This is a genomic window from Glycomyces sp. NPDC050141, assembly GCF_055586545.1.
Genome location: NZ_JBVJHZ010000012.1, coordinates 40,146 through 53,405, shown reverse-complemented (window position 1 = coordinate 53,405; position 13,260 = coordinate 40,146). Strand labels below are relative to the sequence as shown.

General features: G+C 67.3%; 13 protein-coding genes. All 13 read right to left on the bottom strand.

The annotated features are described in order from the left end of the window. Positions 1-44: 44 nt before the first annotated feature. The 13 genes from ACZ60M_RS09935 to ACZ60M_RS09875 all read right to left on the bottom strand — a co-directional run bounded on the left by ACZ60M_RS09935 (position 45) and on the right by ACZ60M_RS09875 (position 13,198). Positions 45-1,103, bottom strand: a complete 1,059-nt coding sequence (locus tag ACZ60M_RS09935) for a hypothetical protein (RefSeq protein WP_465416582.1) — start codon at positions 1,101-1,103, stop codon at positions 45-47. Between the two features lie 349 nt (positions 1,104-1,452). Next, on the bottom strand, positions 1,453-1,947 hold the full coding sequence (locus tag ACZ60M_RS09930; protein ID WP_465416580.1) for a hypothetical protein: 495 nt from the start codon (positions 1,945-1,947) through the stop codon (positions 1,453-1,455). Then, a complete protein-coding gene (locus tag ACZ60M_RS09925) occupies positions 1,944-3,008 on the bottom strand; it encodes a DUF4192 family protein (RefSeq protein ID WP_465416578.1) in 1,065 nt (354 codons plus the stop codon). Before ACZ60M_RS09925 ends, ACZ60M_RS09930 begins: the two co-directional genes overlap by 4 nt. 104 nt (positions 3,009-3,112) lie before the next feature. Next, the gene (locus ACZ60M_RS09920) at positions 3,113-3,574 is read right to left on the bottom strand and encodes a hypothetical protein (RefSeq protein ID WP_465416576.1); all 462 of its coding nucleotides are present in this window, start codon (positions 3,572-3,574) and stop codon (positions 3,113-3,115) included. Continuing rightward, the gene (locus ACZ60M_RS09915) at positions 3,567-4,007 is read right to left on the bottom strand and encodes a hypothetical protein (RefSeq protein ID WP_465416574.1); all 441 of its coding nucleotides are present in this window, start codon (positions 4,005-4,007) and stop codon (positions 3,567-3,569) included. Before ACZ60M_RS09915 ends, ACZ60M_RS09920 begins: the two co-directional genes overlap by 8 nt. A 94-nt stretch (positions 4,008-4,101) precedes the next feature. After that, positions 4,102-5,136: a hypothetical protein gene (locus ACZ60M_RS09910; protein WP_465416573.1), complete on the bottom strand. Its 1,035-nt coding sequence runs from the start codon at positions 5,134-5,136 to the stop codon at positions 4,102-4,104. A gap of 118 nt (positions 5,137-5,254) precedes the next feature. Further along, positions 5,255-6,331 (bottom strand): AcrVA2 family anti-CRISPR protein, encoded by a 1,077-nt coding sequence (locus tag ACZ60M_RS09905; protein WP_465416571.1) that lies wholly within the window; start codon positions 6,329-6,331, stop codon positions 5,255-5,257. Positions 6,332-6,447: 116 nt separating this feature from the next. Next, on the bottom strand, positions 6,448-6,834 hold the full coding sequence (locus ACZ60M_RS09900) for a hypothetical protein (protein WP_465416569.1): 387 nt from the start codon (positions 6,832-6,834) through the stop codon (positions 6,448-6,450). A 249-nt stretch (positions 6,835-7,083) separates the two neighbouring features. Continuing rightward, a complete protein-coding gene (locus ACZ60M_RS09895) occupies positions 7,084-7,701 on the bottom strand; it encodes a hypothetical protein (RefSeq protein WP_465416566.1) in 618 nt (205 codons plus the stop codon). A gap of 202 nt (positions 7,702-7,903) precedes the next feature. Then, positions 7,904-8,848, bottom strand: a complete 945-nt coding sequence (locus ACZ60M_RS09890; protein WP_465416565.1) for a hypothetical protein — start codon at positions 8,846-8,848, stop codon at positions 7,904-7,906. 162 nt (positions 8,849-9,010) lie between these two features. Then, on the bottom strand, positions 9,011-10,111 hold the full coding sequence (locus tag ACZ60M_RS09885) for a hypothetical protein (RefSeq protein WP_465416564.1): 1,101 nt from the start codon (positions 10,109-10,111) through the stop codon (positions 9,011-9,013). 190 nt (positions 10,112-10,301) lie between these two features. Further along, positions 10,302-12,011 (bottom strand): hypothetical protein, encoded by a 1,710-nt coding sequence (locus tag ACZ60M_RS09880; protein WP_465416562.1) that lies wholly within the window; start codon positions 12,009-12,011, stop codon positions 10,302-10,304. Beyond that, positions 12,008-13,198, bottom strand: coding sequence for an AAA family ATPase (locus ACZ60M_RS09875; protein WP_465416560.1), 1,191 nt, complete (start codon positions 13,196-13,198; stop codon positions 12,008-12,010). The genes ACZ60M_RS09880 and ACZ60M_RS09875 overlap by 4 nt, the downstream gene beginning before the upstream one ends. Positions 13,199-13,260 lie beyond the last annotated feature (62 nt).

Here is a 13,260-nt window from a genome sequence, read left to right as displayed (position 1 = left end):
GCCTCGCATACGATCCGAGACGCAAGAGGACGGGCAGTCTTTCCTCAGCTCGCCTCTCCGTGTGTCTCGTCAAGGTCAGTGCCGCGCCATACTTCGGCCGGTTCGGACAAATCGCTTTCAAGCAGGGACGGGTCCCGGTAAGCGATGTAGCCGCGGCGGAGGAGATCACCGGTAGCGGAGTCGAGGACCGGTCGGACCGGCCAGCACTTGATGCGGAAGTGGGCGTCAGTACGCTCTATCGGGCCGCCTGGGCCGCCCCGGGCGCCGATTGCGGCGGCCAAGCGCGGGCGCAGGTCGTGGACGACAACCTCGGTGGGGATCTCGGCCTCGGGCATGGCGCGCTCGGCCCTTTTCCGCAGCGACCTGGGGACCGGCTCACTTCGTCGGGTCGCGATGTCCGTCTGCGTGGCGAGGTCGAACGCAATCTTGAACGCCCGCGCCAGCGCGGTGCTGCCATCCTCCGTATGCGGCACCGGCCAAGGGTCCATCAGGCCCGGTACCCCCAGATCGAGGTAGAAGTCGGTCTCGTTGACCAGTGGCCCCATGCCGTTGATCCGCTCGGACTCCAGCGTCGTCGTCCACACCGACACCAGCCATGACGCCTTCAACGGCCCGAAGTTGCGTGAACGGATCGGGCGACCATTGTTGGAGTAGCTGGCAGGCAGGCACAGCTGCATCTCGCCCGACCAGTTGGCTCCGGGTCCGTAGGTGAACGCCGATATGGGAAGGTCGTTGACCTTGACCGGGCGTTCGAAGACCACCATTCCGTAGGGCGTCGGAAAATCGTGCCTGGTAGGAATCCATTCGGGGAAGTCGGTCTCGCAATCAAGCGCGTGCGCCCACAGCTGTGCCGAGAAATGGTAAAGCCGACAGCGCCGAAGCACTTGCCGGTGCCAGTCGATGACCGCGCTGGCTGCCTGCCGGAGGTTTCCTGAGCCGAAAAACATCTGGCTCCCGGCCTCGATCGCAGCCGCCGTCAACCTGAGCGGAGTCGGCGACTCGATCCCGTCCACGAGTCCCGCCCACAACTGTGGCACCGACCGGGGCGAGTAGGTGCGCACCGGCCGCTCCCAGTACTCGCCTACTTCAGGCAGCTCGGCCATCTGTCTATTGTTCCGCAAATGAAGCATTACTAGAATAATTCGCTCAAATTTTAGGTTTTCGTCGGGTATGTCGCCCTGGCAGTGTGCTTCCAGCACTCGACCGGCGACCGACTAGCCATAATGGACATTACGGATATAGAAAAAGGCCTCGCATGCGTGCGGTGGCGCTTCAGCCGGTACTACCGCGCCATCCCGCCGATCAGGGCAGCGGTCCACATGTGGCGGGAGCGCCCGGGGCAAGCGCGATGCCTGCCCCGGGTCGATCAGATCGGTCAGCGGTTGCTGCCGCGAATGGCGTCGGCCATTGCCGTACGCAGCGCCGTGTTGCACTCCTCGTGGAAGTCCCTGCTCATTTCGCACCTCCGCAGGCCGGCCCGGTGAGGGCGCCAATGAGGTTGCTTAGGGCGTTGAGGTAGGTGGCGCAGTCCTCGTCGTCCACGTCAGCCACGGGCCGGATCTCCCATGTCGGCTGCGCTTGAGCGTGCAACCAGAGGATCTCGTGCGACCAGCCTTCGACGAGAGCGAGTAGAGAGGCAACGACCCCGTTCGGCCCCATGTAGGCGTGTCCGATCAGCCCCAAGCCGACTAGGTGCGAATCGGGCTGGGAGCGTTCGTCGGCGCGGATCTCGGCGGCCACGGTATTGAGCGCAGCCATGACGCCGAGCCCAGCGGACCGGTGTTCGGCATAGGTGACAGCCAGGTCTCCTATGTGGGCGACCTGGTACCGGTCGGGCAGGTCCCAGACGCCAATGAAGCCGCCTGCGCCTTCGAACATGCTGTCCGCAAGCATCTGCCTGAGCGCTGCGTTGATCTGCTGCTGCGCCTCGGCGTCGAGACGGCTCATTGTTCCTCCTCTACGCTGTTGCCCTGGGTGGCTTCGCCACTGGCGACTTGCAGCCGAGATCCATGGAGGTAGAGCCGGAGGTCCTTCGCGGTTGCGCCGGCGTCTAGGATCGCGGCGACCGCGGCCACGGCGGGGGGCGTCTGCTCGGCCCAGCGAGCGGTCAAGACCGCCGCTGCCGCACCCTGGATGGGGTCGCCGTCGTGCCATGCGGCGAGGGCCGCCAAGGAGGCGCACACTCTCCGGGCGGGCCCGAGTGCGTGCCGGGTGAGCTCGCTCCACAACTCGCATCGCGAAGTAGACGGGGGCGTGCGGTCGAGGATGTGGTCGACGGCACGGGCGTAGAGCACGGGATCGGCGGTGAGTGCAGCGCCCAGGTTGATTGCCTCGGGGGCGGAGATCGGCCGCATGCGGCTCAGGAGATCTTCGAGCAGGTCTTTGTCGCCTGCGGCCAGCACGGCAGCATCGGCCCGAGCAGCGAGGGCGCGCAGCCGGGCGACCTGGTCGTTTGCGGCAGAGAGCTGGTCGATGTCGCTGAAGGTATCGGGCAGGCCGAGGCGGCGCATGGCGGCCGCGCGCACGGTGTGGGCGCGGATCGCGATGGCCGTCAGGTGCGCCCATGCCGGGTCAGTGCTCGGCACCGGTGCGAAGTCGATCGCGGTGTCGGGGTCGGTGTAGTCGGCCAGGCGACCCCAGCGGGTCCCACCCTCGGTCACGGCCAGGACGGTGCTGCGGTCGACGAACTCGATCGCGTTGTTGCATTCGCTGACGCGCGCGAGGGCCCGGGCGACATCGGCGGGATCCTCGGCGTAGCCGATGATCCACCCGTGGATGGCGCCGATATCGGAGAGCGCCGCGCTGAACTCGGTGAGGTCCTCGTCATGTGCGTAGTCGAGGCGGTACAGAGACTGGTAGACCACCTGGAGCGGTCCCTCGAGTCCGATGGGGATCGCCACCAGTGTCTCGTGGGGGACTTCGTTCAGGAGGTGGGGCACGAGCGCGGCGACGATGCTCGGATCGGCTTCGGCGAGGTCGCGCGGACGCGGATAGAATTCCGATTGCATCTGCTTTCCTACTTTCTGTGTTTGGGCTGGTAGTTGCGGGTGCGGCCGAACGACGTCGACTTCGATTCGGCCGCACCGTGTTCTGCGGACTCGGAGGTTGCCGCTTAGGCGACTTTCACCGCTGGTGCCGCCTCGGTAGTGAACGCACGGTATGGGTGCAGTTCGAGGCGGACGTGGTGGTTGTGCGCTCGGTAGAGTGCTGTCGGCGAAAGCCATTCGTTGCCGCGCCAGTACTCAGCAGGTGGCGCAAGCCCGATTGCAGTCACACCGCGCCCAGCGAGGTCAGGTTGGAAGACCCACCCGATCCCGAGTTCGATCACCTCGCCCCATTGCGGAAGCGTGGGTGCGAGCTTCCGGACGAAGTCAACTGGAAGGGTCGCGTGCCGCACCTTCAGGACGGTGGCGGTCATGCACGCGAGGGAACTGACCGGCGCGTCCCTGAAGGAGACGTATTGGTCGGCGCCAAGTGCGAGCTGCACTGAGCCGAAGCGCCCGAGCGTGCGCTCTTCCGGCGGCCAATTAAGGATTCCTTCGCCGAGCACGATGGTGGACCTGAGTTCAGTCATGTTCGGCCCCAGGCGGTTCGAGCAGAGCGACGTGGCTATGCCGTCCGATCGGGCAGACCAGGTGCGCTTCGAGCAGGACCCGTCTACCGAGCAGTCGTCCGACCGCGGCCGGGAATAGCCACTGGCTGGTTCGATCGTCCGGAGGGGCGACCCCAAGGGCAGCGACGGTGTGACCTTTGACGGTCGTCGCTTCAGTGAAGGCGGTGCCCGCACCGAGGAGTTCTCGCTTGAGAGACAGGCTTATGCCGTCGGTGTCGGGCAGCGGCGCGGCGGTGAGCGCGATGCCGGGGCCGGGGGGCAAGCTCCGCAGCGGGATTGGGTTGCCGTCAGCGTCGGTCAGGCAGACCGTACCCCACCTGCGAGTGTCGCGTTCGGTTTCGGGCAGGGCGAGGAACCCCTCGCCGAGCTCGATCACCGTTACAGATACATCCATATTGGACTCCATTTAGACGGATGAGCGGCGGTTGGTCGCCGCCGCGCCCGGATGGTCGGGGCGCGGCGGCGTTCGGTTGGTTAGGCGCTCTCGCTCACACGAGGGAACGGATGCGGTACGTGACTGGCTTGTCGGACTCGTGTGTCAGCAGCGCAGGGCGGTTCTTGTGCGCCGGGTCGAGTGCGGTGAGTTTGACCATCGTCTTGCTGACCGATCCGTACGACTGCTTGGAGATGCGGTCGCCGTGGACCTTGCGGAGTCCGACGATCACGTCGTTGACCTTGACGAGCTTCCCGGCGTTCTCGGGCTTCTCGATCCATGCCTTCACCATGTCCGCCAGCTCGTTGTTCGCGAACTTCGTCTTGCCGTCGAGTCGGACGTTGCCCCCGCGTTTGCGGTCCTTGGCGATCCCTGGGATCGATTTGGAGTTGCCGCAGGTCGGGCAGACCTGCGCATCGGGTGCGTCGGCCACGTCCACTGCTGCTGCTTTTGCGAGGAAGGCGGCAGTGTCGCCCCCGTTCCAGGTCCAGGTGCAGTCGGACGCATCGGGTTCGAACGGCTTGGAGCAGTCGATCAGGCCGTGGAACGCCAGCGCGCGCAGTCCTGTGAGCAGATGGAGCGATCGCGCCGAGAGGTAACCGGCGGCGGCGATCTCGGCGGTGGTGATTGGCTCGGTTGCAGCGGCGAGGGTGCGCGCGGCGTGCATGATCACCTGGTCCGCGTCCCGGTCGGGCGCGGAGTTCGAATCTTCGAGCTCCGTGCTCCCGGTTCCATCGCTGGAGTCGGCGGTAGGCGTTTCGGCGCCTTTCGTGGAGTCCTCCACCGGCTCTGCGGCCTTCTCTTTGTGCGGGTCGGGTTCGTGCCCGGTGCCGGCGGGCTGGCTCGCAGCGGGCTCCTCGGATTCGGCCGTGGCGGGAAGGGCCCAAGCCCAGGTCTTGTGCTTGGGATCGGACTGGTCGAGGCGAACCACGGCCGGCGTGGTGTCGACCAACTGCTTGAGGATCTTCCCCGCGAGCGGCTTGCTGACGCCTGCCGCCGTGGAGATCGTGTCGAGGTCCTGGGGGCCGGGGTGCTCGCTCAGGTATGTGGCGACAGCGCGTGTCGCCGGGTCGGGTGTGTTCACAGCCATGGGCTTGTTTTCCTTTCGGGTTGGGACGGCCCCGCGTCAGCGAGGCCGCCCGGGATGGTCGTGCTCGTCGTTCTTGCTGCTGAAGCCGTTGAATGCCGTCAATCTCAGGAACGGCAGCTCAGGATGTGGCGTTCGGGTTTCCACGACGATGGCTCGACTCCCAGCGGGCGTCGAGCCATCGGCGAGTGCTCTGGCGAGTGCGTTCCCTCGTCCAGGTGGCGGGTTTGATTCCTGTGAGTGCCTCTCTCTCGCTTGGGTAGTGGATCGGCAGCGGTAATTGCGGCCTGCGGCCGAAGTAGACACGGTGAACGCCTTTGACTTCGGCGTCTTCGGGGCCGCGTAGATGTTGGTCAATCCAGGTCAGCCGCCGCTCGGAGTGGTTCGGGCCGCATGCCTGTCGCCGCCAGTGGCCGCGCACGATCACCCGCTGTGTGAGTGCCCTGCCGGAACTCGGGGCGTCGTCGTCGCTGTAGCGGGAGACAGCGCGGCGGCGCAAGTCGATGACCTGCACGCCGGAGTCGGGGAGTTCGGCTTTGAACCGGGCGGCGGCGCGGGCGACGTTCCGGGGGATCGGGGCGCGGGTGGCCTGGGCGATGCCCGGAGAGCGGGCGAAGGTGACCGCCGCGCGCAGCAGTAGCTCCCAAGTGTCCAGACGGTCGCCGCGTAGGTCCACCTCGATGCCGGTCAAGTGCCAAGGTGCGCTTCGTTGGCGTAGCAGCTCCTCGGCCCTGCGATGCTCGGCCGCATCGTTTCCGGCCTCGATCTGCGCGAGGGTGTACTCGAGCAGCGTGGACCGAAGCGTGTAGGAGAGCAGCGTCACCGGCAGTCGCTCTTCATGGTTGGTCCTGTTGACCAGGAACAGCTCGGGCATTGGCAGGAGGACTGAAATTCCATCGTCGCCGGGGGTTCCGGGGGCGCGGACGGGTTCGGTGAAGGCGAAAACGCCGCCGACTGGGAGTGGGTCGAGGTCGAGGTGTTCGCCGGGGTCGAGTTGGGCCAGTGCCTGCCAGGCGCACTCGGCTAGTTCGGGGGTGAACAGGTACATGTCGGAGCCGATGAGCATGTTGCGTTGTTCATCGCACAGGCTTTGGCCTTCGCTGGCGAGTGCGGCGCTGTCGCAGCCGGCGAGATCTGCGAAGAACTTGATGTTGTCTTCGAGCAGGTGCGGGTCGCCCCGTCCCCATTGGTCGATCATCGCCGCTCGTTGGCGAACGAAATCCACAGGTGTCAGCAAAGCTGCCTTCTTTCGGTTGTAGGGCATGAAAACGGCAGGGGCGCCCCGTGGTCGCCCCTGCCGTCGCTTATCTGGTGCTACCGCACGAATCGGGTCGTGCCGTTGTCGGGCACTTGCGGGAGCGCGTGAATCTGGCCGTAGACGGCGGCCAGTCGACGGGCCGATTCGGCCAGGTGCTCGGCGGCGTCCTCGGCTTCGCGACCGACGGCGGTCGGCCACATGTCGGTCACGAAGTAGCTGTAGGAACGGAACTCCTCGGTGATGAGGGCGAGTCCGTAGACCATCGCCTCCAAGAGGTCGTCGTACTCGAAGTTGCACTCGGCGGCACGCTCGCGGACGAGCGTGTTCGCTGCCTCTCGGAAGGCTTGGATGTCGTCGCGGAACTGCTGGGTTTCAGCGGCGGCGAACGCCTCCCAGTCGATGTCCTCTCCGGCCGCGTGGGTTTCGGTGTCGATGTCGGTCACGACTTGATTCCTTTCGTGTCTGATCCATGCGGGCCCCGTGTCGCCTTGTGCGGCAGGGCGGCCCGTCTGCCCTGATCGGGCATGGCCATGCAACCGCGACTCCCCGGAGGTGTCGAGTGGCGCAAGAAGCAGGCCATATGTGCCTGCGATCAGTCGCCACTCCGTTGTGCGGGACTCTCGCGCGACTGCGTACGAATGGAGGTAGCGATCCGACTCGGCGTTCCAGGAGTGCGCCCGCAGCCACTCGCGCTACGAACGCATGCGTGCATCACGGTGCAGGCCGAGCCGATAGCAGGAGAAGAGGTGGGCCTCGGCCACATGGGGTGCGCGGTACGGGCGGTAGTAGTCGAAGCGTTTGCGCACCGGCCTGGGCAGTGCCGCAGCGACAACCCGGAGGTGCTGGTACGCGGAAGCCCCACCGCGTCCAAAGTGGTACTGGCCGGTGGGTTCGCCGAACCAGGAAGTCTCAGTCACGATCCGGACCAGTTGCAGTCCCTGCCACATGGCGCGGGTTTCGCGGTCACGTTCGGACTGGTCGTGAACGATGACGGTCCGGCCGCAGGCGAGATCCCAGAGCAGCTGGTCGGGGACCTGCCACAGAAGCTGCGCCCACAGCTTCTGTTCGCAATGAGTTGATTGGATACGGAGAACCTTCGAATCCGCTGGGCCGCACAGCAGTCCGCGACTGAGATTGCGGTAGTGCTCGGCTGTTTCGAGGTCGACTTCGAGCTGGGGCAGGCCGCGAAGGTCAGTGTCGGGTCGGGTCGGTCCGACGCGTTGCCGCTCGAGGAGGGCGCGTCGCTGCGGCAGGGTCGTCGATGCCGCGCCCGGGTCGTGTAGGACGCCGGCGGTGTTCGTGGTGAGCATGAGAGCCTCCTTGCCAGAAGGTGGAAAGACGGGTACGGCAAAGGCCGCGGCCCATGCCGCGGCCTTTGAATTCGGGTGGTGCTGAGGTTCCGTGTCGGCGGACTCTGAAGCTGGCGCTGGGGTAATTCGGCCCGGCACCTATACAGGTCCCCACCTCAGTGGCCGTGCCTGCGGTCCACTGGACGGGGCGCCGGGGCAGAACCTACGAGTGCCTTCGGCCGCGCAGTGCCGTCAAGACCTGCTGGAGCGCATCCACGAGCTCTCGCTCACCGCCGCCGGTTGCGGCGCCCGGGAAGATCGTCCACTCAGGTTCCGTCTGGCCCGCCGTCAAGGAGCCGAAGTAGACCCATCCGTCCAGTACGGCGATGCTGGTGATACTCGCCGTCCCGTAGACCGTGCGGTCGTAGCGGATCCAGCCGAAGCCAGCCGGCGGTCGTTTGGGTTTGCGCTGCTGCCGAGAGCGGAGGTCTTTGGCCGCGCGTTCGAGTGCAACTTCGAGGCTGACTCCGGCTTGCGAGGCGGCGATGACCGATTGCCCGAGCTCGGGGTAGGGGCGGGCCTGGAAACGCCCCGGCTCCTGTTCCCAGATGCCGATGGCCGCCTGAAATCCGTTGCGCATACACAACGTCAGCGCGTCATGCAGTGCGCTAGTGACCTGCTCGTGCCGGTCACCGATGACGGCGTCGAGGAGGCCCACCATGGCCGCGGCGACCGCGTTCTCCTCGTTGCCCGAGTTCTCAACGTGGATGCTCGACTCGATGGGGCCTTCTGGATAGGCGGTGGTGGCGTGGGTCGTGCCGTCGGTGAAGACGGCGTCGACCATGATTCGGCGCTCCTGGTCCCGCACTGTGATCGCCAGTCCGACGAGATCGGCGACGTCCACCGTGACCGTCCCGGTACGGATCCGGTCGATGAGCTGCGCAAAGTCCGTTTCGATGTCGCCGCTCTCGGATTCGGCAAGGGCCTCAAGTACTTCGCCGAGGAAGCGGACTTCGAGGTGGCCCTCGTCTGCTCCCGGTTTGCGGTGCAGGTAGAGCCCGCGGACCTGGTCATGGTCAGCCTCGCGGACGAGCGCTGCGAGCTCCGTCCACGTCGAAGCCAGTGATTCGTGGAAAGGCGGTTGAGGCTGATGCTGGTAGCGCATCATCGGAACTCCTTGATGTCGGGCTGCTGCAGGTAGGAAGCAGCCATTATGGGAATAAAGGCGATAGAACTGCTGGAAACCTGCCGCAATTCGCCTGTCCGGCTTCGCGTCGGAGCGGAAAGCGAGCCGGTGCCGGGCCAGTTGGCCCGGCACCGGTTGCGGCGGTCAGACGTGGCAGTCGATGGCGACGACCAGGACGGCCGGGTCGAGCTGGTCGAGGTACTGGCTGGCTTGGACGTGGTAGGCGTCTCGCTCACCGGGACCGTCGGATGAGTGGCCGAACCAGCCCATCTCTCCAGGAGCGAGCCATTCCTTCTCGAGGGTGACCAGCGCGTAGCCGGGGACGGCGGCGTTGCGGGCCGCGGCGGCGTACTCGTCCTCGCCTGCGAGGAACTCCTCGATCGGGCACGGGTCGAACCAGCCGGTCAGGCCGGATTCGCGCGCCGCAGCGATCACTGGTTGGCTGTGGTACTCGGTGCGGGCTTCGTCGATGGTGGCGACACCGACGTGAACCAGCCCGGCGAAGTGAGGCCATCCCTTGGCCGGCGGGCAGGCGGCCTGGATCGCTGCCCACCGCTGGTAGCGGTTCCGGGCGGCTTCCTCGCCTCGGTCGCGCATCACGGCGAGGTCGAGCGCGCCGATCGGTCCCCCGTCGCAGCGAAGCAGCCCGTCGCCGATGGCGTTGTCCACTTCGTCGTTGTCGGACCGCCCCCAGACCAAGCCAACTGCGGGGCCTCGGGCGATGAAGTACCCGGACCAGCGGGCGCCGATCACCCACCAGTCCCACCGGCCCTCGGGATTCGCGGTCGAGTACTGGAAGGCCGTGCCGGTCTCGGCGTCGTAGAAGAGGGCTCCTTCCCCGGCGAGGTCGAGTTCGGAGGTCCCGTCGTAGGGATGGAACCGGTCGTTATAGACCCGGACGACCTGCTCCCAGCTCGGGCGGGAACCGAGTTCGGCGGCCCAGGCGGCGTCCCTGGCGGTGTCGTCCTGCGCTGGATCCGTCTTCGGGTCGCGTGCGGTGATCGCGAGCGCGCCGAGCGGATGCTGTGTGCGGATGCGCTCGGCCCTGCCTTGGCGATGGTGTTCTGCGGCGGCTCGGACGTGCTGGACCCACCAGAACGATTCGGGGCCGCCGTCGAGGTAGGCGCGGTATTCGGGGACCGCGCGGTTCTCGTTCCACTGCTCGAGGACTTCGCTGAGCTGGAATTCGAGATCGGCCAGGTCGGTGTCTGCGGGAAGGCAGACGAGGACGGGGAAGTGCGTCACCGCTGCCCCCTCTCGGGGCGGCGTTCATGCCGCCGCGAGCGGGCGTGATGGCCCTGTGGGGCCGGTAGGATTCGGTGTTCACCTGGATCCTTCCTTTCTTGGGTTGGCCTGGTGGCGGCGCGGCCGGTGTGAAGTGGAATTCGGTTCCGGCCGCGCCTTCGGTTCATGGAATGCGTTGCAGCCCAGTCGGTCAGGGCGTCTGTGCGGCAGCGCGGAGCGCGTCGGTCACGGCGTCGGCGATGACGTCGATGGCCTCGGCGGGCTGGTCGATACCGACGAACTCGGCGTCGGCGAGGTGGGTGCTGCGGTCAGGCCCGAGTTGCAGGACCGCGCAACCGGATTCGGCGAGCGTCTTGCACTGGGCCGCGACGAGCTCCACCTGGTCCTGAGCGAGGTCGCCGTCGGTGATGAGGACCAGGAAGCGGGCGTTCCCGTCGTCGCTATCGAGATCGAGCGAGCCGATCAGCGCGGCGATGGCGACATCGGCGTGGTCGGTAGCCCATTCGCCGACCGGCAGCGGAACCTGCTGCGGAACCTCTCCGACGGCGAGCATCGCCCGGGCTCGCTCCCCAAAGGTGGTGGCGGCTGCCGATCCGCCCGAGGCGTCGGTAGCGTGGGCGAAGATCCAGGCGCAAGCCCCGGCTGGGTCAAACCAGCTGCCCATGGAGCCAGAGACATCCAGAGCGATGCCGACGCGCGCCTGCGGGTCGGGCGGGGTCTGCTTCGTCCGCTGCTGCCAGGGCTGGGCGGTGACCAAGGCCCCGGATGCCTGCTGGGCCTTGGCATTGAGGGCCCCGCGCATGCGCAAACGGCCCGGCGGAACCTGCGAGGCCGTCTTGGTGTGGGTACGCGGCCGCTGCGCGGCCTTGCGGATCGTCGCGGCCAGCTGCCGGGCAGCGGCCCGCTCGTCGTCGGTGGCGTCCCGCGAGGCCCTCGGGGAGGTGAACTTGTCCCAGAGTTTGCGGCCGGCCTCGGCCGTTGAGGAACCACCGGGAACGCCGCCGCTGCCGCTGATGTCCCATCCCGCCGAGGCGTCCGGGTCGGCGGCCGTGGGCGTGTCGGCGGCAGCGTCGGCCAGGGCCTCAGCGGCCGCATCGGCTGCCTGGCCGAGCGTCCCGGCCGCGGCCGCCGCGGTGGCGGCTTCTTTGGCCTGCTGGGAGATCAACAGCCGGCACCAGGCCACGGCCAGGTCCCGCATCCGGTCCCCGTCGTGATTGCCGGTGGCGATGGCGTCTCGCCAGATCGCTTCGAGCTTGCCGAGCAGGTCCGCGCCGCAGACTGCGGTGATCGCCGTGCGGGCTGCGCCGATGCCGGCATCGTTCGCGTCCAGGACGCCCGCGTCGACCCGTCCGAGGCACCGGCACGCGGCGTCGGCGGCGTACCACAGGCCCAGGAGCGGGTACAGCGCTGCGCTGACACCACCCGATCCGGTTCCGAGGTCGAGGTCGGCTGACGCCGAACGCAGCCACTGCCGGTCGCCGGGCCGGTACTTGAGGTGGGCGGCTTCGATGCGGACCTCCTCGAGGAGCATCGCGGCCCGACCGACCAAGGCCGGCCAGGATTCGTCCACCGTCCACCGGGTGTTGCGGACGTGGGCTGCTTCGTGGGCGAGGACCCCGATCGCGGTCGGGTACCAGAAGTGATCGAACGTGTCGGTGACGTCGATGTCGGCCGGGTCCATGCCCGGGAAGCACCGGTCGGCGTCGAGTTCGACGATGCCCAGATCCCTCAGGAAGCATCCGGGAGCGCCGTGGGCGGCTCCCGGAGAGGCGGTCACGGTGATCCGGGCGCCGCCGGTCATGGTCGCCAGCAGGTCGGTCAGGTCATGCGAGACGTCCTGCCAGTCAGGGTGGCACGGCGTCGGCGCGGTCTTGGTGCGGTTGTGCGGTGACGGTTTCATGTGGTCGGTCCTCCTTGCGGTTGGGTTTGCGGATTCGGCTGCGCGGGAGCGGTCTGCGCGGCGCTCGGTGCGGCTGGGCTCGGCTGCGGGGCCCGTACGGTCTTGATCTGCGCGCCCAGGCGCAGCGGCGTGCGCTGGCCGCCGCCGGCTTCCTTGTTGATGACCTGGGCGACCAGCGCCCGGTCGTCCTCGGGTGCGGTGGACAGCAGGTTCATGAGCGCGAAGTCGCGCCCCATGGCTGCCTCGGTGTCGCGGAAGGCGATGAGCTCCCGCATCTGGGGAGCCCGCGAGAGCTTCCCTTCGCCCCGCTTCTTGTTCAGCGCCTTCGCAATGCGGACGGCCGCCGTCGGCACCCCGAGCTGCTTCGCCAGGTCGTAGTCGGTTTCGACCTCGACGTGGACGCTGAACCTGCTAGCGAGCGCTTCGGTCAGGACTGCGCCGTGGACGCCGGGGTTGTGCCCTGCCAGCACATAGAAGCCGGGGGCGGCCTTGACGACCTCGGCTTTGTGGGCCTTGATGGTGATCTCGCCGCGGCCGTCCATAGCCGGATACAGCGTGGCGAGCACCGGCGGTGGGATGAGCGTGGCGTCGTCGATGAACAGCGCCCGGCCCTCGCGCATCGCGACCACCAAGGGCCCGTACACGAACACGAAGTTCCCGCCCGGCTCCTGGGTGTACTCGCCGACGAAGTCCGACACGCAGGTGTCGCCGTCGCCGGCGATGGTGACCAGGTCCGGGTGCGCGGCCTCGGCCAGCGCGGTCTTGCCAGTTCCGGGTGGGCCCTGCAGCAGCACTGGGGCGCCGACCTCCCGGAGTTTGCGCAGGACCTCGACATCGGGCTCGCCGTTGAGCTCCCGAGGGTGGTAGAGGCTCCCGCTCGGCCGCTGGACCGGTGCGACCCGCGTCATGGCCGGGGTCGGAGTCGGGGCGGTTGAGGGTGCCGGTGTGGCCTGAACCGCCGCAGAGGTGGTTCCGGCGAGTGCGAACTCCTGCGGTGAAGTGGGCAGCATTTGCACCTTGCCCTCGTCACACAGGTCCCGCAGGACGTGCCGCACGGCGCCTTCGGAAGTCTTGCTGATGGCAGTGACCTGCTCGTGGACGGCTTTGGCCGTCATGGGTTGAGCGTTCTGGGTGAGGACGTCCAGGATGTCCTGGGGCAGTTTTCCTGACGGTCTGATTGGAGACATGCCGCTTCCTTTCGTTGCGTGGCATGGGAATAGGGAGAGAGCGATCTCGCTTTGGCGTGCGG